This is a genomic window from Streptomyces sp. NPDC098101 (assembly GCF_044760185.1).
In the GTDB taxonomy this organism is placed as follows: domain Bacteria; phylum Actinomycetota; class Actinomycetes; order Streptomycetales; family Streptomycetaceae; genus Streptomyces.
In genome coordinates this window covers 518,626-540,306 of sequence record NZ_JBIWAS010000004.1, presented here as the reverse complement: position 1 = coordinate 540,306, position 21,681 = coordinate 518,626, and the positions used below count along the sequence as shown (strand labels likewise).

The window sequence follows — 21,681 nt, the reverse complement described above, 5'->3', positions numbered from 1 at the left end:
CCGGTCCGGGTCTGCCCGGTCCGTTGATATCCGTCACGATCTCTCCTCGTACTTAGGTAAGCCTAGCCTAAGTCTCATCGGTTGCCCATCGGTTCCCGGGGGCCGTTCAAAGGCGTTCGCGCTCCGGAGCCTGCCGAACGGCCCCCGAACGCCCGGAAACCGGGCCCCCCTCCGCGACCGCGCGCAGCGCCCCGTCCAGGACCGGGCCGATCTCCGCGAGGACCTCGGGAGCCATCAGCTCGTCGTGACCCCGGTCCAGGACGTGCTCGGTGAGCGTCCCCGACACGTACGCCGGCCACACCGTGCCCGGCACGTCCTCCGGCGCGGTCGTGCGGGAGGCCGTGAAGAACAGCACGTCGCCGTCGAAGTGACGGGTCGTGCTGCGCGAGAGCAGCCGCACGCAGTGCACGTTGGTGTCCACGATCGCCCGCAGCAGCTCCTCGTCGAACCCGGCCAGCAGGCCCTGGCTGTCCCGGATCGCCGCGACGGCCTCCTCCCGCGTCAGCTCGCCGCGCCCGGACTCCTCCGCGCCCAGGCCCGCCACCGAGAGCAGGAAGCCGTTCTCCTCCCGCTCCAGGCGCTCGCGCCAGTCCGGCGTGTCCAGGTACGACCAGTCGTCCCGCTCCGGCGGATAGGCGTCGAGCAGCGCCAGGAAGGCGACCTCCTCGCCCCGCTCCTGGAGCATCGAGGCCAGCGTGTGCGCCACCGTCCCGCCGAAGGAGTAGCCCGCGAAGTGGTACGGACCCTCCGGCTGCACCTCCCGGATCGCCGTCAGGTACAGCTCGGCCAGCTCCGCCACGTCGGCCGCCTCCGGCAGCTCCCCGGCCAGACCCGGCGACTGCACGCCGTACAGCGGCCGGTCCGCGTCCAGATGGCGCAGCAGACCCGTGTACTGCCAGCTGAACCCGGACGCCGGGTGGAAGCAGAACAGCGGCGCCTTCGTGCCCCGTTCGCGCAGCGGCAGCAGCACCCGCAGCGCGTCCCGGCGCGAGTCCGACCCGATCCGGGCCGCCACGTCCGCGACCGTCGGCGCCGACATGACCGTGCCCACCTGCACCGGCACGCCCAGCTCGTCGCGGATGCGCCCCACGAGCCGCATCGCGAGCAGCGAATGCCCGCCCAGCTCGAAGAAGTTGTCCTCCACGCCGACCCGCTCCAGACCGAGCACGTCCGCGAAGATCCCGCAGAGCAGCTCCTCGCGGGCGTCCTTCGGCGGCCGGCCGCCGCCCGCGTCCGCGAACACCGGGGCGGGCAGCGCCGCCCGGTCCACCTTGCCGTTCACCGTCAGCGGCAGCGCCGCCAGTTCGACGAACGCCGACGGCACCATGAACTCCGGCAGCGTCGCCGACAGCAGGGCGCGCAGCGCGGCCGTCTCCGCCTCCGGGTCCGTGCGGACCGCGTCCGAGGCGGGCACGGTGTACGCGACGAGCCGCTTCACGCCGTTCGCCCCGGTGTGCACGACCACCGCGGCGGCGGCCACCCCCGGAGCGGCGGCGAGCGCCGACTCGATCTCGCCCAGCTCGATCCGGAAGCCGCGGATCTTCACCTGGTGGTCGGCCCGGCCCAGGTAGTCGATCTGCCCGTCCTCGCGCCAGCGCACCAGGTCGCCCGTGCGGTACATCAGCGTGCCCGGCTCGCCGAACGGGTCGGCCACGAACCGCTCCGCCGTCAGCGCCGGACGCGCGAAGTAGCCCCGGGCCAGACCCGCGCCCGCCAGGTACAGCTCGCCCGGCACCCCGCGCGGCACCGGCCGCAGCGCGCTGTCGAGCACATAGGCCCGGGTGTTGTGGATCGGCCGGCCCACGCAGGACGAGACGCTCATCTCCACGTCGGCGCCCAGCGCGTTGATCGTGTACTCGGTGGGCCCGTACAGGTTGTAGCCCATCGTGCCCTCGGTCTCCTCCAGGAGCGACCAGAGGGAGTCCGGCACGGCCTCGCCGCCGAGCAGCACGAGCGCCGGACGGTGCCGGTCCGCGTCGAGCAGACCCGCGTCGACCAGCTGCTGTCCGTACGACGGCGTGACGTTGACGACGTCGATGCCGACCCGGTCGTAATGCGCCGTCAGGGCCGCCGGGTCGAGCCGCAGCTCCTCGCCGATGACGTGCACCTCGTGCCCGTCGACCAGCCAGAAGAACTCCTCCCACGACATGTCGAACGCGAACGACACCGTGTGCGCGACCCGCATCCGGCGCCCGCCCGCCAGCTTCACCGCCGGGTCGAAGATCCGCTCCCGGTGGTTGAGCAGCATGTTGACCAGACCCGAGCCCGGCACCACCACGCCCTTGGGGCGGCCGGTCGAACCCGAGGTGTAGATCAGGTACGCCGGGTGGCGCCCGTCGCGCGGCTCCGTCAGCTCCTCCTCCGCGACCGGACCGCCGGACAGCGCCGCCAGCTCGGCGACGACCGCCGGGTCGTCCAGGGCGAGCGGCGGCACGCCGTCCACGACCGGGACCCGGCCCCGTACGGCGTCCACGGTGACCAGGCAGACCGGCACCGCGTCCTCGACCATCGCGGCGAGCCGGTCCACCGGGTGGTCCAGGTCCAGCGGCAGGTACGCCGCCCCCGCCTTCAGGACCGCGAACAGCGCGACCACGAAGTCCGCCGAGCGCGGCAGCCCGAGGGCCACCGTCCGCTCCGGACCGGCCCCGCGCGCGATCAGCGCCCGCGCGAGCCGGTTGGCCCGCTCGTCGAGCTCCGCGTAGGTCAGCCGCTCGTCCTCGAAGACGAGCGCCGTGGCCTCCGGGGTCCGCGCCGCCTGCCGGGCGAACAGGTCCACCAGCGGCACGTCCGGCACGTCGTACCCGGTGTCGTCGCCCAGGGCGAGCAGCGCGTCCCGCTCGGCGGACTCCAGGGTCCGCAGCCGGCCCACCGGCGTCGCCCCGCCCGCCGCGAACTGCTCCACGAGCAGCCGCAGCCGGCCCGCGAGCCGCTCGGCGGTCTCCCGGTCGTACAGGTCCGGCCGGTACGCCAGGCTCAGTTCGAGCGAACGCTCCGGGGTCACCGCCAGGGTCAGCGGGTAGTGCGTGCCGTCGACGCTGTGCGTCCAGCCGATCTGGTGCCGCTCCACGGCCTCCTCGCGCGCCGCGTCGTCCAGCGGCGTGTTCCGGAACACGTACAGCGTGTCGAAGAGCTGACCGATCCCCGTGCCCTGCTGGATCGGGCCGAGCCCCAGGTAGTGGTGGGGCAGCAGGTCGGCGTGCTCGCCCTGCATCCGGACCAGCAGGTCCCGCAGCGTCTCCGAGGGACGCAGCGTCACCCGGAACGGCAGCGTGTTCATGAACATGCCGATCATCTGGTCGACGCCCGGCACGTCCGCCGGACGGCCCGAGACCGTCGCGCCGAACACCACGTCGTCCCGGCCGGTCATCCCGGACAGGGACAGCGCCCAGGCCGCCGAGAGGACCGTGTTCAGGGTGACGCCGGAGCCCCGCGCGAACGACCGCAGCCGGTCGCTGGTCTCCTCGCCGAGCGCGATGTCCACCACCTCGGCCGTCACCGGCTGCCGCGTCGGGTCGGCCGGCGCGACCAGGGTCGCCTGGTCCAGGCCCGACAGGTGGTCGCGCCAGGCGGCCCGCGCCGCGTCCCCGTCGGTGCCCGCGAGCCAGCGCAGGTACTCCCGGTACGGCGTGACCGGCGGCAGGATCTCCTCGCGCCCGCCCGCCCCGTACAGCGCGAACAGCTCCTCGAAGAACAGCGACTCCGACCAGCCGTCGGTGAGGATGTGGTGCTGCGTCACGCACAGCATCCAGCGGTCCTCGGCGAACTTCAGCAGCGTCACGCGCATCAGCGGCGGCGCCGACAGGTCGAACCGGGTCGCCGCGTCCGCCAGCGAGAACTCCCGCTGCGCCTCGTCCTGCGCGGCCCGGTCCAGACCCGTCAGGTCGCGGACCTCCCACGGCAGCTCCCACTCGGCGGGAACCACCTGCACCGGACCCGGCAGGCCCTCGTGCCAGAACGCCGAGCGCAGGTTCGGGTGGCGGCGCAGCATCGCGTCGAACGCCGAGCGCAGCGCGGCCGTGTCCACGGCGTGCCGCAGCTCCACGAAGTTCTGCATCAGGTAGACGTCGAGCGCCCGGTCGTCGTACTGGGCGTGGAAGTACAGGCCCTCCTGGAGCGGAGCCAGCGGCAGCACCTCCTCGGCGCCCGGGAAGACCTGCTCCAGGACCTTCCGGCCGGCCTCGTCGAGGTCCACCAGCGGGGCGTCCGCGTCGACCGCCGAGGCGGACGCCGCCTTCTCCTCCGGCGTGCGGGCCGCGAGCGCGAGCGCCGCGATCGTCCGCCGCTCGAACACGTCGCGCGGGGAGAGCACCAGGCCCTCCTTGCGGGCCCGGGTCACCAGCTGGATGGAGACGATGCTGTCGCCGCCCAGGGCGAAGAAGTCGTCGTCCACCCCCACGGAGGCGAGCCCCAGGACGTCGGTGAAGACCCGGCACAGGGCCTCCTCGCGCTCCCCGCTCGGCGCCCGCGACCCCTCGGAGCCGCCGAACACCGGCGCGGGCAGCGCCGCCCGGTCCAGCTTGCCGTTGACCGTGAACGGCAGCGCGTCCAGGACCACGACCGCCGCCGGGACCATGTAGTCGGGCAGGCCCGCGGCCAGCTCCTCGCGGATCGCGGCCGGGTCCGCCGTGCCCGTCACGTAGCCGACGAGCCGCTTCACCCCCGGCGTGTCCTCGCGGACCACCACGGCCGCCGCGCCGACGCCGTCGACCGCCGCGAGCGCGGACTCGACCTCGCCGGGCTCGATCCGGAAGCCCCGGATCTTCACCTGGTCGTCGGCCCGCCCCAGGTACTCGATCTCCCCGTCGGCGCGCAGCCGCGCCAGGTCGCCGGTGCGGTACATCCGCGACCCCGGAGCCCCGTACGGGTCGGCCACGAACCGCTCGGCCGTCAGCGCGAACCGGCCCAGGTAGCCGCGCGCGATGCCGTGCCCCGCGAGGTACAGCTCGCCGGTCGCCCCGGCGGGCACCGGCCGCAGCGCCGCGTCGAGCAGGTACGCGCGCGTGTTGCCGATCGGCCGGCCCACCACCGGGGTGGCCGAGGCCGCCAGGTCCGCCGCGAGCGCGTCCACCGTGTACTCGGTCGGGCCGTACAGGTTCACCGACATGACGCCGGTCGCCGCCCGCACCGCCGACCACAGCGCCTCCGGCACCGCCTCGCCGCCGAGCAGCAGCAGCGCCGGACGGTGCGCGGCCGGGTCCAGGAGGCCCTGGTCGAGCAGCCCGAGCGCGTACGTCGGGGTGACGTCCATCGTCTCGATCCGGTGCTCCCGCACGTACGACACGACGAACTCGGCGTCCCGGCGGCCCACCTCGTCCAGGACGTGCAGCTCGTGCCCGGCGACCAGCCAGAAGAGCTGCTCCCAGGAGGTGTCGAAGCTGAACGACGCCGTGTGCAGCGCGCGCAGGCGCCGGCCGCCGGTCGCCTCGACCACCGGGCCGAAGACGTCCGCGATGTGGTTGGCGTACAGGTTGGACAGACCGCCGTGGGTCAGCACGACGCCCTTGGGGCGCCCGGTCGAACCGGACGTGTAGATGACGTACGCCGGGTGCCCGTCCGCGACGGCCGGGGAGGCGAACTCCGCCGGGGCCCCGGCCAGGGCGGCGGCCGTCTCCGGCGCGTCCAGGACGATCCGCTCCGGCCCGTCACCGGCCGCCGGCAGCAGCTCCAGGCCGCGCGCGGTGGTCACCACGCACGCCGGCCGGGCGTCGTCGATCATCAGACCGAGGCGCTCCGCCGGATAGTCCAGGTCGAGCGGCAGGTACGCGCCGCCGGACTTCAGGACGGCGAGGATCGCCACCACCGTCTCCGCCGAACGCGGCACGGCCAGCGCCACCACCGACTCGGGGCCCACGCCCCGCGCGGCGAGCAGCGACGCGAGCCGCGCGGCCCGCGCGTCGACCTCCGCGAAGGTGAGCGACTCCCCGCCGCACACCACCGCCACCTCGTCGGGGGCCTGGGCGACCCGCTCCGCGAACACGTCCGCGACCGTGCCCGACGGCACGTCCCGCACCGTCCCCGGCCAGCTCCCGCGCACCCGCGCCGACTCCGCCTCGGGCAGCAGGGGCAGCGCCCCGACCCGGGTGCCGGGCTCCTCCGCGATCCGGTCCAGGACGTGGGCGAGCCGGTCGGCGATCAGGCCCGCGCGACGGTCGTCGAAGACGTCCGGGCGGTACTCCAGGCGCAGCGTGGCCCGCGCGTCCAGGGACACCGCGAGGGTCAGCGGGTAGTGGGTGGCGTCCTCCGCCTCGACCCCGGTCACCCGCACCCCGGCGGCGACGGTCTCGCGCGCCGCCGGGTCCACCGGGTAGTTCTCGATGACGACGAGGGTGTCGAACAGCTCGCCCGCGTCGCTCTGCTTGCGGATCAGGCGCAGCCCGAGGTGGTGGTGGGCCAGGAGGGAGTTCTGCTCGTCGCGGAAGCGGCGGAGCAGCCCCTCGACCGTCTCCTCGTTGCGGACCGAGAGCCGCACCGGGACGGTCGTGATGAACAGGCCGAGCATCGACTCGACGCCGGGTATCTCGTCCGGACGGCCCGACACGGTCAGACCGAACAGCACGTCCCGACGGCCCGTCAGACCGCCGACGAGCAGGCCCCAGGCGCACTGGATCAGGGTGCTCGGCGTGGTGCCCAGACGGCGGGCCGTCGCCGTCAGGCGGGCGGTGGCCTCCTCCGAGAGGTCCAGGGTCCGCACGCCCGGCCGCACCGGGGTGCGCGCCGGGTCGGGCTCCGCGACCAGCGTCGCCTCCTCGACCCCGGCGAGCGCGTCCCGCCAGGCGGCCTCGGCGGCCGGGGCGTCCTGCTCCTTCAGCCACTTCAGATAGGCGCGGTACGGGCGCACCGGCGCCAGCCCCGAGGCGTCCCCGTCCGCCGCGTACAGGGCGAGCAGGTCACCGACGAGCAGCGGCATCGACCAGCCGTCGACCAGGATGTGGTGGACCGTGATCACCAGGCGGTGGTCGTCCTCGCCCATCCGGGCGAGCACGAGCCGCAGCAGCGGCGGCCGGTGCAACTGGAAGCGGCGGGCCAGCTCGGCCCGGCGCAGCCCGGCGAGCCGGTCCTCGGGCGAAGCGCCCGGGGCGCCGCCCTCCGTCAGGTCGACCCGCTCCAGACCGAAGACGACCTCCGCCGGCACGAACTGCACCGGCTGCGGCACCCCCTCGTGCCAGAAGCCGGCCCGCAGGTTCGGATGCCGGCGCAGCAGCGCCGCGGCCGCCCGCTCCAGGCGGTCGGCGTCGACCGGGCCCGAGAGCCCCACCGACACCTGCACGGTGTACACGTCGGCCGCCCCGTCGTCGTAGACGGAGTGGAACAGCATCCCCTGCTGAAGGGGGGACAGCGGCAGCATGTCCTCGATACGAGCCTGCGTCACTGCTGGGCCCTCCACATTTCTTCGAGCATGGTGATCTGGTTCTGGTCGAGGTCGAGCAGGTCGAGGTCGGACGGGGTGTGCCCGGCGGTGACCCCGCCCGCGGCCCAGGCCGCGAGCGCGTCGAGGGCGGCCGTCCAGCCGTCCGCGAGCGCCGCGACCGTGTCCTGGGACAGGACGTCGCCCGCCCACAGGAAGGAGGCGGCGAGCTCCGGCCCGTCCGGACCGTGCTCGACCTCCGCGTCCACCTGGAGGGGGTACGCGAGCGGGGCGTCCGGCTCGGGGCCGACGGCGAGCGCGTCGGCCTCCTCGGCCGGTCCCCAGGCGGACTGCCGGGCGGCGGTCTGCCGGCCCAGGTAGTTCCACAGGATCTCCGGGCGGTCCTCCGGGTCGAACAGACCGGCGGTGGCGGCGTTGGCGTACCGCAGCAGCCCGGCGCCGATCCCGCCGTCCGGGACCCCGCGGATCCGCTCCTTGATCTCCTTCAGGGCCGCCCCGGCGTCCTGCGTCCCGCCCACGACCGCACGCGCGTCGTAGGAGTCCGCGGTGAGCCGCAGCGGGTACACGCTGGTCAGCCAGCCGACCGTACGGGTCAGGTCGGCGCCCGGGACGAGGTCCTGCTCCCGGCCGTGGCCCTCCAGCTCCACGGTCAGGCCGTCCGCCGGCTTCCCCTGCCGGGCCGCCCAGTCGCCCGCGGCGAGCGCGAGCGCGGTGAGCAGCGTGTCGTTGACCGTGCCGTGGAAGGCCTGCGGCACGGCGGTCAGGAGGGGCTCGGTGCGCTCGGCGGAGAGCCGCACGGTGAGCCGCCGCGCGGTCGCCACCGTGTCCCGCGCCGGGTCGAGCGCACGGTCCGTCAGGAGCCGCCCGCCGGTCGCGGACTCGGCGAGCCACCGGTCCAGCTCGGCGGTCCGCCGGGCGCTCTGCGCCTCGGCGAGCAGCCCCGCCGTCCAGGTCCGCAGCGCCGTCGGCACGGCGTCGAGGGCGGGCGTCCGCCCCTCCGCCGCCGCCTCGCACGCGGCCCGCAGGTCCGGCAGCAGGATCTGCCACGACACCTCGTCCACCACCAGGTGGTGGGCGACGAGCAGCAGCCTGCCCGGCTCGCCGGGACCGGCGTCGAAGCGCACGGCCCGCACGGTCCGGCCGGACTCCGGGTCCAGCTCGCCCGCGGCCCGGTCCGACTCGCGGGAGACCAGCTCCCGCAGCGCCTCGGCACCGAGCCCGGCGGCGTCCACCGTCCGCAGCAGCGAGGCGGCCGTCAGCGAGCCCACCGGGGCGACCTCGGCGCTCCACACGCCGGGCCGCGCCACGCTCAGCACCTGCCGCAGACCGTCGTGCCGGTCCAGGACCGCCTGGAGCGCGGTCTCCAGGTCCGCGTGCCGCACCCCGGCGGGCAGCAGCACCAGACGGGCCTGGCAGAACCGGCGGTACGCGCCGCCGCGTCCCGCGAACCAGTGCGCCACCGGCGGCAGGACCAGCGGGCCCGTCGCCTGCTCGGCCGGACGCTCCGGGGCCTTGCCCGCCGGGGCGGCGGGCGCGGCGACGGCGGCCAGACCGGCCGGGGTCGGGTGCTGGAACACCTGACGGGCCGTCACCGTGAACCCGGCCTTGCGGGCCTGGCTGACGTACCGGATGGAGACGATGCTGTCGCCGCCCAGCTCGAAGAAGTTGTCCTCCGGGCCGACCTCGGGCAGTCCGAGGACCTCGGCCATCAGCCGCGCGAGCAGCTCGGCCGGCGTCTCGGCGGCGGCCGCCGGGGCGGCCGGCGCGGCCGGGGCCGCCGCCCGGCGGGGCTCCGGCGGCACCGGGAGGGCCCGCCGGTCCAGCTTGCCGTTCGGGGAGAGCGGCACGGACGGGATCTCCAGGATCACGGCCGGGACCATGTACTCGGGGAGGCGCGTCGCCGCGTGCGCCCGCAGCGCGTCCGCGTCGAGCGGTCCGTCGCCCGCCGGGACGGCGTAGCCGACGAGCCTGCGCACGCCCGGCCGGTCCTCGCGGACCACCGAGACGGCGCGGGCCACCCCGGGCGCCCCGGAGAGCACCGCGTCGATCTCGCCCAGTTCGATGCGCAGGCCGCGCAGCTTGACCTGGTCGTCGGTGCGGCCGAGGTACTGGAGCCGCCCGTCGTCGTGCCGGACGACTAGGTCGCCGGTCCGGTACATGCGGGATCCGGCGGGCCCGTACGGGTCGGCCACGAACCGCTCGGCGGTCAGGTCGGGGCGGGAGAGGTAGCCGCGGGCGAGCTGGACGCCCGCGAGGTACAGCTCGCCGGGCACGCCGACCGGGACCGGCCGCAGCCGGTGGTCCAGGACGTGGACGCGGGTGTTCCACACGGGGGAGCCGATGGAGGCCGAGGCCGCCGTCGCGCCCGGGAGGGCCGTGGCGGCGGTGACGTCCACCGCGGCCTCGGTCGGTCCGTACAGGTTCTCCAGGGCGACCGTCCGGTCCCCGGCGGAGGCGTGGAACCGGTCCACGAGGTCCGTCGGCAGGGCCTCGCCGCTGCACACCACGAGCCGCAGGCTCGGGCAGTCCGCGATCTCCACGCCCGCGACGAACGCGGCCAGCATCGACGGCACGAAGTGCAGCACGCTGACCCGCCGCTCGCGGATCACCTCGGCCAGGTACTCCGGGTCCTTGTGACCGTCCGGCCGGGCGACGACCAGCGGCACGCCCTGTGCCACCGGCCAGAACAGCTCCCACACGGAGACGTCGAACGTGGTCGGCGTCTTCTGGAGGACCCGGTCGGCGGGCGTGAGCCCGTACGCGCCCTGCATCCACTGGAGGCGGTTGACGATGGCCTCGTGCTCGACCATGACGCCCTTGGGGCGGCCGGTGGAGCCGGAGGTGAAGATGACGTACGCCGGGTGGCGCGGCAGCAGCGGTGCCCGCCGGTCCGTGTCCGTCACCGCGTGCGCGTCCGCGCCCGCCCACTCCGCCGCCACGGCGGCCGAGTCGAGCACGATCCGCTCCGCCGCGAGCCCCGCCGGAAGGTCCGGCGCCGAGGCCGCGTCGGTGAGGACGGCGACGGGCCGGGCCGTCTCGCACATGTGGGTGAGGCGGTCGGCGGGCAGGGTGAGGTCGAGCGGCAGGTAGGCGCCGCCGGCCCGCACCACGGCGTGGATGGCGATCAGCAGGTCGAGCGAGCGCGGGAGCGCCACGGCGACGACCGACTCGGGGCCCACGCCCCGGCCGATGAGGAGCCGGGCGAGGCGGTTGACCCGCGCGTCGAACTCGGTACGGGACAGCTCCTCGTCCTCGAAGACCAGGGCGGGGCCCTCGGCCTTCGCCGCGCCCGCCGCCACCAGGTCCGCGAGGGTCCGGGGGCCGTCCACGACCCGCTCGGTCGCGTTCCAGCCCTCCAGGGTGTGCCGCTCGTCCCCGTCCATCAGCTCCAGGGAGGAGACCGGGGCGCCCGGGTCGGCCGCCACGGCGTCGAGGAGGCGGACGAGCCGCTCCACGAGCCGCTCGGCGCCCGCCCGGCCGAAGAGGTCGGTCGCGTACCGCAGGCCGCCCTCGATCCGCCCGTCGTCCTCCGAGCCACCGAACGCGAACTCCAGGTCGACCTTCGACCCGCCGATCTCCACCGGCAGTTCACGGGCCGTGACCCCGAAGAGCGAGGACACCTCGGTGGACACCGAGTGGTAGGTCACCATCGCCTGGAACAGCGGGTTGCGGGCCTGGGAGCGGGCCGCGCCCACCGCCTCCGCCACCGCTTCGAGCGGCAGGTCGGCGTGGGCGAAGCCCGCGAGCCCGGCGTCCCGCACCCGGTCGACCAGACCGGCGAACGTCGGCTCGCCCGACACGTCCGCGCGCAGCACGAGCGTGTTCAGGAAGAAGCCCACGAGCCCGTCGAGCTGCTCGTCGCCGCGCCCGGAGACCGGGGCGCCGAGGGGGATGTCGTCCCCGGCGCCGAGCCGGTGCAGCAGGGCCGCGACGGCCGCGTGCACCACCATGAACATCGTCGCGCCGGAGTCGCGGGCGATCCGGGCGAGCCCGGCACCCGTCGCGGCGGACACGTCGAACGGGACCACGTCGCCGCCGTGCGTCGGCGTCGCCGGGCGCGGGGTGTCGGTGAACAGGCCGAGCTCCTCCGGCAGTCCGGCGAGCGCCTCCCGCCAGTACGCGGCCTGACGTGCCGCTGTCGAGTCCGACTCCTCGGTGTCGCCCAGGAGTTCGCGCTGCCAGAGGGCGTAGTCGGCGTACTGGACCGGGAGTTCGGGGAACTCCGGGGCCCGGCCGGCGGCACGGGCCGCGTAGGCGGTGTCCAGGTCGGCCAGGAGCGGTCCGGTGGACCACTCGTCGGTCGCGATGTGGTGCAGGAGCACGACCAGCACGTGCACGTGCTCCTCGTCGGACGCGCTGAGCAGCGTCACCCGCACCGGGATCTCCCGGGCCAGGTCGAAGACGTACCGGGAGGCGGCCTCCGCCTCGGCGGCCAGGTCCCCGGCGCGGACCCGGCGCGCCGCGAACGGCACCTCGGCCTCGCCCGGGGCCAGGATCCGCTGGTACGGCTCGCCGTCGGCCTCCGCGAACACGGTCCGCAGCACCTCGTGCCGCGCCACCACGTCCTCCACGGCCGCGCGCACGGCGGCCGCGTCCACGGGCCCGTCGAGACGCACCGCGAAGGGCACGTTGTACGCGGTCCCCGGACCCCGGACGCTGTCGAAGAGCCACAGGCGCCGCTGGGCGTACGAGAGCGGCAGCCGCTCGGGGCGCACGGTGGGGACCAGGGCGGGCCGCTCGGAGGCGGTCCGCTCCGCGAGCCGGGCCGCGAGCGCCGCGACCGTACGCGCCTCGAACACGTCCCGCACCGAGCACTCCACGCCGAGGGCGGACCGCATCCGGCTCGCCGCGCGGGCCGCGAGCAGGGAGTGGCCGCCGAGGTCGAAGAAGTCGTCCTCGACGCCGGCCGTCTCCAGGCCGAGCACGGCCGCGACGATCCCGAGCAGGATCTCCTCGCGCGCGTCCCTCGGCGCCCGCGAGGGCCCGGCGACGGCGTCCGGCGGCACGGGCAGGGCCCGCCGGTCCAGCTTGCCGTTGGGGGAGAGGGGAACGGCCGGGATCTCCAGGAACACGTTCGGGACCATGTACTCCGGCAGGCGGGAGGCCGCGTGGGCGCGCACCGCGTCCACGGGGACCGGCCCGTCGCCGGTGCCGACGACGTACCCCACGAGCCGCTGCACGCCGGGCCGGTCCTCGCGGACCAGGGTCACCGCGTGCGCCACGCCGGGGGCCGACGCCACGACCGCGTCGATCTCGCCCAGCTCGATCCGCAGGCCGCGCAGCTTGACCTGGTCGTCGGTGCGGCCGAGGTACTGGAGCCGCCCGTCCGCGTGGCGGACGACGAGGTCGCCCGTGCGGTACATGCGGGATCCGGCGGGCCCGTACGGGTCCGCGACGAATCGTTCCGCCGTCAGGTCGGGGCGGGAGAGGTAGCCGCGGGCGAGCTGGACGCCCGCGAGGTAGAGCTCGCCGGGGACGCCGACCGGGACCGGCCGCAGCCGGTGGTCCAGGACGTGGACGCGGGTGTTCCACACGGGGGAGCCGATGGAGGCCGAGGCCGTCGTCGCGCCCGAGAGGGCCGTGGCGGCGGTGACGTCCACCGCGGCCTCGGTCGGCCCGTACAGGTTCTCCAGGGCGACCGTCCGGTCCCCGGCGGAGGCGTGGAAACGGTTCACCAGGTCGGTGGGCAGGGCCTCGCCGCTGCACACGACCAGGCGCAGCCCCGGGCAGTCCGCCACGTCCACCGAGTCCAGGAAGGCCTGGAGCATCGACGGCACGAAGTGCAGCACGCTGACCCGCTGCCCGCGGATCAGCTCCGCGAGGTACTCCGGGTCCCGGTGCCCCTCGGGCCGGGCGACGACGAGCGGCACGCCCTGGGCGAGCGGCCAGAACAGCTCCCACACGGAGACGTCGAACGTGGTCGGGGTCTTCTGGAGGACCCGGTCGGCCGAGGTCAGCCGGTAGGTGCCCTCCATCCAGGCCAGACGGTTGACGATGGCTTTGTGCTCGACCATGACGCCCTTGGGGCGGCCGGTGGAGCCGGAGGTGAAGATGACGTACGCCGGGTGGCGCGGCAGCAGTGGCGCCCGCCGGTCCGCGTCCGTGACCCCGCCGTCGGCCAGGCCGTCCAGCTCCGCGCGCACCTCGGGCGCGTCCAGGACCACCGGCTCGGCCTCCACGCCGGCCGGCAGCGCGCCGAGCGACGGAAGGTCGGTCAGGACGCACACCGGACGCGCGGTGTCCGTCATGTGGGTGAGGCGGTCGGCGGGCAGGGTGAGGTCGAGCGGCAGGTAGGCGCCTCCGGCCCGCACCACGGCGTGGATCGCGATCAGCAGGTCGAGCGAGCGGGGCAGGGCCACGGCGACGACCGACTCCGGTCCCACGCCCCGGCCGATCAGGAGCCGTGCGAGGCGGTTGACGCGCGCGTCGAACTCCGTGCGGGACAGCTCCTCGTCCTCGAAGACCAGGGCCGGGCCCTCGGCCTTCGCCGCGCCCGCCGCCACCAGGTCCGCGAGGGTCCGGGGGCCGTCCACGACCCGCTCGGTCGCGTTCCACTCCTCCAGGACCCGGCGCCGCTCGTCCCCGTCCATCAGGGCAGCCGAGGACACGGGCGCGTCGGGCGCGGCCGCCACGGCCTCCAGGAGCCGGACGAGCCGCTCCGTCAGGCGCTCGGCGCCCGCCCGCTCGAACAGGTCGGTCGCGTAGCGCAGACCGCAGGTCATGCCGGCGCCGTCCGCGTCCCCGGTGCGCCGGAACAGGATCTCCAGGTCGAACTTGGCCGCGCCGCCCCGCACCGGGAACTCCCCGGCGTCCGTGCCGAGCAGCCGGGACAGGTCCGGACCGCCGCCCTCGTACGCCACCATCGTCTGGAACAGCGGGTGGCGGGCGAGCGAGCGGACCGGGGCGACCGCCTCCACGACGGCGTCGAAGGGCAGGTCGGCGTGGTCGAGGACCGCGAGCCCCGCCGTACGGGCGCGGCCGAGCAGCTCCGTGAAGGACGGGTCGCCCGACAGGTCGGTGCGCAGCACGGCCGTGTTGACGAAGAAGCCCACGAGCCCGTCGAGGGCGCTGTCGCCGCGTCCCGCGACCGGGGTGCCGAGGGGGATGTCGTCCCCGGCGCCGAGCCGGTGCAGCAGGGCCGCGACGGCCGCGTGGACCACCATGAACATGGTCGCGCCGGAGTCCGCCGCCAGCCGGTCGAGACGGGCCACGAGGCCGGCCGGAAGCTCGGCCGTGACCGTGTCGCCCCGGTGGGTCGGGACGGCGGGCCGGGGCCGGTCGGTGGGCAGTGCCAGCTCCTCCGGCAGCCCCGCCAGGGCGTCGCGCCAGAAGGCGGACTGGCGGGAGGCCAGGGAGGAGTCGTCCGCCGCGTCACCGAGGAGTTCGCGCTGCCAGAGGGCGTAGTCGGCGTACTGGACGGGGAGTTCGGGGAACTCCGGGGCCCGGCCCGCGAGGCGGGCGGTGTAGGCGGTGTCCAGGTCGGCCAGGAGCGGTCCGGTGGACCACTCGTCGGTCGCGATGTGGTGCAGCAGCACCACGAGCACGTGCTCGCCGGCGGACGTGCCGAACAGCGTGACCCGCAGCGGGAGTTCGGACTCCAGGCCCAGGGGCTCGGCGACCTTCGCCTCCACCGCGTCCGCGAGCGCCTCCGGGGCCACCTCGCGGACCGCGAACGGCACCTCGGCCTCGCCGGGGGCCAGGATCCGCTGGTACGGCTCGCCGTCGGCCTCCGCGAACACGGTCCGCAGCACCTCGTGGCGCGCCACCAGGTCCCCGAACGCGGCGCGCAGCGCGTCGACGTCGGGCCGCTCCCGCAGCCGCAGCGCCAGCGGGACGGTGTACGTGGAGCTCGCGCCGTCCATGTCGTACTGGAACCACAGGCGCCGCTGCGCGTACGAGAGCGGCAGCCGCTCGGGGCGCACGGCGGGGGCGAGGGCGGGCCGCTCGGAGGCGGTCCGCTCCGCGAGCCGGGCCGCGAGCGCCGCGACCGTACGCGCCTCGAACACGTCCCGCACCGAGCAGGCGCGGCCCGCCGCCCGCACCCGGGCCACCAGGCGCGTCGCGAGCAGGGAGTGCCCGCCGAGCGCGAAGAAGTCGTCCTCGGCGCCGACCGACGCCAGGCCCAGGACCTCCGCGAACGCCTCCGCGAGGCGCTCCTCCGTCGCGCCGCGCGGGGCGCGGGACGGCGCGGCGGCCGTCACGGCGGGCGCGGGCAGGGCGGTCCGGTCCAGCTTGCCGTTGACGTTCACCGGCAGGACGTCCAGGGCGACGACCGCCGCCGGGACCATGTACTCGGGCAGGCGCCCGGCGACCTCGCGGCGCACCGCGTCCGGGTCGGCGCCGCCGGTCGTGTACGCCACCAGGCGCGGCACGCCCGGGACGTCCTCGCGGACCAGGACGGCCGCCGAGGCGACGCCCTCGCAGGCCGTCAGCTCGGCCTCGATCTCGCCGAGCTCCACGCGGAAGCCGCGGATCTTGACCTGGTCGTCGGCGCGGCCCAGGAACTCGATCAGGCCGTCGGCGCGGCGGCGCGCCAGGTCGCCCGTGCGGTACATGCGGGAGCCGGCCGGGCCGTACGGGTCGGCCACGAACCGCTCGGCGGTGAGCACGGAACGGCCCAGGTAGCCGCGGGCGTTCTGGACGCCCGCGAGGTACAGCTCGCCGGGCACGCCGGGCGGCACCGGCCGCAGCCGGGCGTCCAGGACGTGCGCCCGGGTGTTGTCGAGCGGACGGCCCACCACCGGGGTCTCGCAGTCGGTGACCCGGGCGACCAGGGCGTCCACCGTGAACTCGGTGGGACCGTAGTAGTTCACCGTCTCCACGCCGGGGACCGCGCGCAGCTCCGTCCACAGGGCGGGCGGCACGGCCTCGCCGCCGAGCAGGAACAGCGGCGGCCGGTGCCCGCCCGCGAGCAGGCCCGCGTCGAGCAGGTGGCGGCCGTACGAGGGGGTGACGTCGAGCGCGTCGATCCGCGCCTCCCGCACGTGGGCGACGACGGCGTCCGCGTCGCGGCGCCCGTACTCGTCGAGGACGTGCAGCTCGTGGCCCGCGATCAGCCACAGGAGCTGCTCCCACGAGGAGTCGAAGGAGAACGAGGCGGTGTGCAGGGCGCGCACGCGCCGCCCGAGCCGGTCCGCGACCGGGCGGTAGAGCTGCCGCTCGTGGTCCCGGTACAGGTTCGTCAGACCGGCGTGGTGCAGGCCGACGCCCTTGGGGCGGCCGGTGGAGCCGGAGGTGTAGATGACGTACGCCAGGTCGTCCGGGCGCGGCGCGCGGGGCGCCGGGCCCTCGGCGGCCGCCAGCCGGTCCCGTACCGCCGGGTCGTCCAGGACGAGCCGGGGCGCGCCGTTCGCGTCCGGGACCCGGCCGTCCACGGCCCGGGTGGTGACGACGCAGACCGGCGCGGCGTCGTCCAGCATGTACGCCAGGCGCTCCTCCGGGTGGTCCAGGTCGAGCGGCAGGTAGGCGCCGCCGGCCTTGAGGACGGCGAAGGCGGCGACGACGGACTCGGCCGAGCGGGGCACGGCGAGCGCCACGACGGCGTCCGGGCCGACGCCCTCCGCGGCGAGCAGCAGCGCGAGCCGGGTGACCCGGTCGTCGAGCTCGGCGAAGGTGAGGCTCAGGTCGCCGCAGACCAGGGCGGTCGCGTCGGGCGTCGCCGCGACGCGCTCGGCCAGGATCTCCACGACGCCGGCGCCGGAGTGGTCGACGGCGGTGTCGTTCCACCGCTCCAGGAGCGCCCGCTCCTCGCCGGAGCGCAGCTCGTACGCGGAGACCGGGGTCTCCGGGGCGGCGACGGCCTGCTCCAGGAGGAGCAGGAGGCGGGCGGCGAGCGCGTCGGCCGTGGCCCGGTCGAACAGGGCGGACGAGTAGAACACCTCGAGGTCGAGCTCGTCGCCGTGGGCGCTGTCGGAGAAGGTGACGTCGAGGTCGAACTTGGTGACGCCCGGGTCGGTGCGGTCCACGGCCGCGTCCAGGCCGAACAGGGCGCGCACGTCCTGGGTGACGGTGCTGTGCGACACCATGGTCTGGAAGAGCGGGTGCCGGGTGAGGGAGCGCTCCGGGTTGACCGCCTCCACGACCGCGTCGAACGGCAGGTCGGCGTGGTCGAGCGCGGCCAGGTCGGTGCCGCGCACCCGCTCCAGGAGGGCGGCGAACGTCGGGTCGCCGGACAGGTCGGTGCGCAGCACCACCGTGTTCACGAAGAAGCCGACGAGACCGTCCAGGGCCGGGTCGGACCGGCCGGCGACCGGGCTGCCGAGGGGGATGTCGTCGCCCGCGCCGAGCCGGTGGAGCAGGGCGGCGACGGCCGCGTGCACGACCATGAAGACGCTGGTGCCGGACTCGCGGGCCAGGCGGCGGATGCCGGAGGCGAGGGCGGCGGGCACCTCGTGGTGCACCATGCCGCCCGCGTTGTCGGGCTCGGCGGGCCGGGGCCGGTCGGCGGGCGGGGTCGCCTCGGCCGGAAGGCCGGCCAGCGCCTCGCGCCAGTGGGCGGCCTGCCGGGCGGCGGGGGACTCCGGGTCCGCCGGGTCGCCCAGGGCCTCGCGCTGCCAGAGCGCGAAGTCGGCGTACTGCACCGGCAGCGGGGCGAACTCGGGCGCCTCGCCCCGGAGCCGTGCCGCGTAGGCGTGTTCGAGGCCGTTCAGGAACGGGCCCATCGACCACTCGTCGCTGGCGATGTGGTGGAGCAGCACCACCAGGGCGTCGGCGCCGCGCCCGGTGTCGCGGACCAGGGTGACCCGCACCGGGGCCTCCGCCGACAGGTCGAAGAGGTGCCCGAGGGCCGTCTCCACGGCCGCGTCGACACCGTCCGTGGCGGTCTCCTCCACGCGCAGCCGCACCCCGGCGTCGGCCGGGTCCAGGATCCGCTGGTGGGGCTCGCCGTCGTGCTCGGCGAAGACCGTGCGCAGCGTCTCGTGCCGGGCCACCACGTCCCCGAGGGCCGCGTCCAGGGCCGCCGGGTCCAGGAGCGTGCCGAACCGGGCCACGAACGGGATGTTGTACGTGGCGCTGGGGCCCTCCAGCTGGTGCAGGAACCAGAGCCGGTGCTGGGCGTCGGACAGCGGGAGGACCTCGGGCCGCTCCCCGGCGGTGAGCGCCGGGCGGGCGCCCGACGCGGTGCGGGCGGCGAGCCGCTCGGCCAGGGCCGCGGGCGTACGGGCCTCGAAGACGTCCCGCACGCCGCAGTCGGAGCCGAGCGCGGTGCGCAGCCGGGCCGCGACGCGGGCGGCGAGCAGCGAGTGGCCGCCGAGGTCGAAGAAGTCGTCGTCGGGGCCGACCGAGGCCAGCTCCAGGACGTCCGCGTACGCCCCGGCGACGATCTCCTCGCGGGCGTCGCGGGGGGTCCGGCCGGCGGTCGCGGCGGACCCGGCCAGGTCGGGCGCGGGCAGCGAACGCCGGTCCACCTTGCCGTTGGCGGTGAGCGGGAAGGCGTCCAGGACCACCACGGCCGACGGCACCATGTGCGCGGGAAGCCGCTCGCCGACCGCCGCGCGCAGTCCGGCCGCGTCCGGGGCGGGGTCGCCCGCCCCGGTGACGTAGCCGACCAGGAGCGGGGAGCCGGGTATGTCCTCGCGGACCACGACCACGGCCCGGTCCACCTCCGGACGGTCCGTCAGGGCGGTCTCGATCTCGCCGAGTTCGATGCGGAAGCCGCGCACCTTCACCTGGTCGTCGGCGCGGCCGAGGAAGTCGATGACGCCGTCGGGGCGGCGGCGCACCAGGTCGCCGGTGCGGTACATGCGGGAGCCCGCGGGGCCGTACGGGTCGGCCACGAACCGCTCGGAGGTGAGCGCCGGGCGGCCGAGGTAGCCGCGCGCCAGCTGGTCGCCGGACAGGTACAGCTCGCCGGGGCGGCCGTGCGGGACGGGGCGGAGCGCCGAGTCGAGGACGTGGGCGCGGGTGTTCCAGAACGGCAGGCCGATGTCCGGGGTGCCGGTGTGCTCGGGGGAGAGGACGGAGGAGGTGGCCCAGACGGTCACCTCGGTCGGCCCGTACACGTTGGTGACCGAGGCGGCCGTGCGGGCGAGGCGCTCGGCGAGGGCGGCGGGCAGCGCCTCGCCGCCGACGAGGACCTTGGTGCGGGCCAGGGCGCGCGGGGCGCCCTCCTCCAGGAGGGCGTGCCACAGCGACGGCGTCGCCTGCATGACGGCCGGCCGGTGGGCCTCGACCAGGGCGGCGAGGGCCGCCGGGTCGCGGACGGTGTCGCGGCCCGCGAGGACGACCGCCGCGCCGCTGATGAGCGGGACGTGGATCTCCAGGGCGGCGATGTCGAAGGAGACCGTGGTGACGGCGACGAGCCCGTCGCCGGGCTCCATGGCCAGCTCGTGGGCCTGCATCCGCAGGAAGTTGGCGAGCGCGGAGTGCGGGATCACCACGCCCTTGGGGCGGCCGGTGGAGCCGGAGGTGTGGATGACGTACGCCGGGTGGTCGCCGTCCGGGGCCGGGAGCGGCCCGGCGGGCTCGCCGGCCAGGTCCGCGAGCGCGGACAGCGCGTCGGGGGAGTCCAGGACGAGGGTCTCGGTGCCGGGCACGTCGGGGGCGTCGGCCGCGGCGGCCAGGGTGGTGAGGACGCACACCGGGCGCGCGTCCTCGACCATGAACTCCAGGCGCTCGGCCGGGTATTCGAGGTCGAGCGGCAGATAGGCGCCGCCCGCTCTGAGCACGGCGAGCAGGGCGACGATCAGCTCGGCGCCGCGCGGCAGGGCGATGCCGACGAACCGCTCGGGGCCGACGCCGCGCGCGGCGAGCAGCCGGGCCAGCCGGTCGACCCGGGCGTCGAGCTCCGCGTACGTGAGCTCCTCGGCGCCCGCGACGAGCGCGACGGCCTCGGGGTGCTCGCGCACCCGGGCGGCGAAGGCCTCGACGACGGTGCCGGGCGCGATCGCGCGGGCGGTCGCGGCGGCCTGTCCGGCGAGGGTCTCCAGGAGGGCGCCGTCGAGGAGGTCGGGGCGGCCCACGGGGGTGTCGGGTCCGGCGGTGACGGCCTCGGTGAGGAAGCGGACGAACTCGGCGCAGCGGGCGTTCAGGCCCTCGGCGTCGTAGGCGCGCGGGTTGGCGTCGAGTTCGAAGGCGATCCGGCCGGCGGCCGTGTCGTGGCGGACGGCCAGGGTGAGGTCGTCCACCGGTCCGGCGGCCACGTTGTGCACGGTGCCGGGGGCGCCGGCGAAGTCGAGGGCGTTGTCGAAGGCCTTGACGTTGACCATCGGGCCGAGGGGGCCCCGGTCGCGGCCGACGAGACCGAGGTCGCGGCGGATGTCCTCGGCGCGGTAGCGCTGGTGGCGGCGCAGGTCGCGGACGCCGGCGGCGACCTCGGCGACCAGCTCGGCCAGCGGGAGGTCCGGGCGGACCGCGACCCGCAGCGGCAGCACGTTGACCACCATCGCCGGGACGGCGAGGGAGGCCGAGCCGAGGCGGGCCATCGCGGGCAGCGAGAGCAGGACGTCCCGGTCGCCGGTCGAGCGGTGCAGGAAGGCGGCGAAGGCGGCCGTCACGGCGTCCGCCCAGGTGGCCTTGGCGGCGCGGGCGAGGGCGAGGACCCCGGCGGTGGCCTCGGGGGTGAGCGCGGCCGAGGCGCGCAGGAAGTCGGGGGCGGCCGGGAAGGAGGCGCCGGCCAGCGGCTCGTGGTCGCCCCGGTCCGCGAGCCGGTCCAGCCAGTACGCGCGGTCGGCGGCGTACCGCTCGCCGTCCCGGTAGGCGGCCTCCTCCTCGACGACGGCGGACAGCGGGCCGAAGGGGGAGGGGGTGGGCTCCTCGCCGCGCGCGAGCGCCGTGTAGACCTCGGCGGTGCGGCGGGACAGGAGCGAGAAGCCGTAGGCGTCGAGCGCGATGTGGTGGACGCGCTGGTACCAGAGGGTGCGGTCCGGGGCGACCCGGTGCAGGGCGAAGCCGAACAGCGGGGCGGTGGCCGGGTCGGCGGGCGTCGCCATGTCGGCGCGCATCGCGGCGAGCGCGGCGGCCTCCGGGTCCGGGGCGCCGAGGTGGTCCACGACCTCGACGACGGGGCCGCTCGGGGGCGCGTCGGCGAGGACCTGGGAGGGCTGCCCGTCGGCGCCCTCCTCGAAGCGGACGGTCAGGGCCTCGCACTCGCCGAGGACCCGGCGCAGGGCCGTGGCGAAGAGGTCGGGGTCGAGCGCGCCGTCGACGGCGACGTACTGCCCGACGTTGTAGACCGGGGAGTCGGGGTCGAGCCGCTGGCCGTACCAGACTCCGGTCTGGGCCCCGGTCAGGGCGAGGCGTCGCAGAGCACGCTCGGTCATGGATCTTGCTCCAGGGGTCACCCGCGGCGGCTCGGGGCCTGCGGCGGGACGGGA

At 76.0% G+C, this 21,681-nt stretch carries 2 protein-coding genes; both read right to left on the bottom strand.

Annotated features, from left to right (window positions below; translation table 11 throughout):
* Positions 1 to 106 precede the first annotated feature (106 nt).
* Positions 107 to 7,345: an amino acid adenylation domain-containing protein gene (locus ACIQVI_RS20830; protein ID WP_403598738.1), complete on the bottom strand. Its 7,239-nt coding sequence runs from the start codon at positions 7,343 to 7,345 to the stop codon at positions 107 to 109.
* 20 nt (positions 7,346 to 7,365) lie between these two features.
* Entirely contained in the window at positions 7,366 to 21,627 is a 14,262-nt protein-coding gene (locus ACIQVI_RS20825) for an amino acid adenylation domain-containing protein (RefSeq protein WP_403597860.1), read from the bottom strand.
* Positions 21,628 to 21,681: the final 54 nt, after the last annotated feature.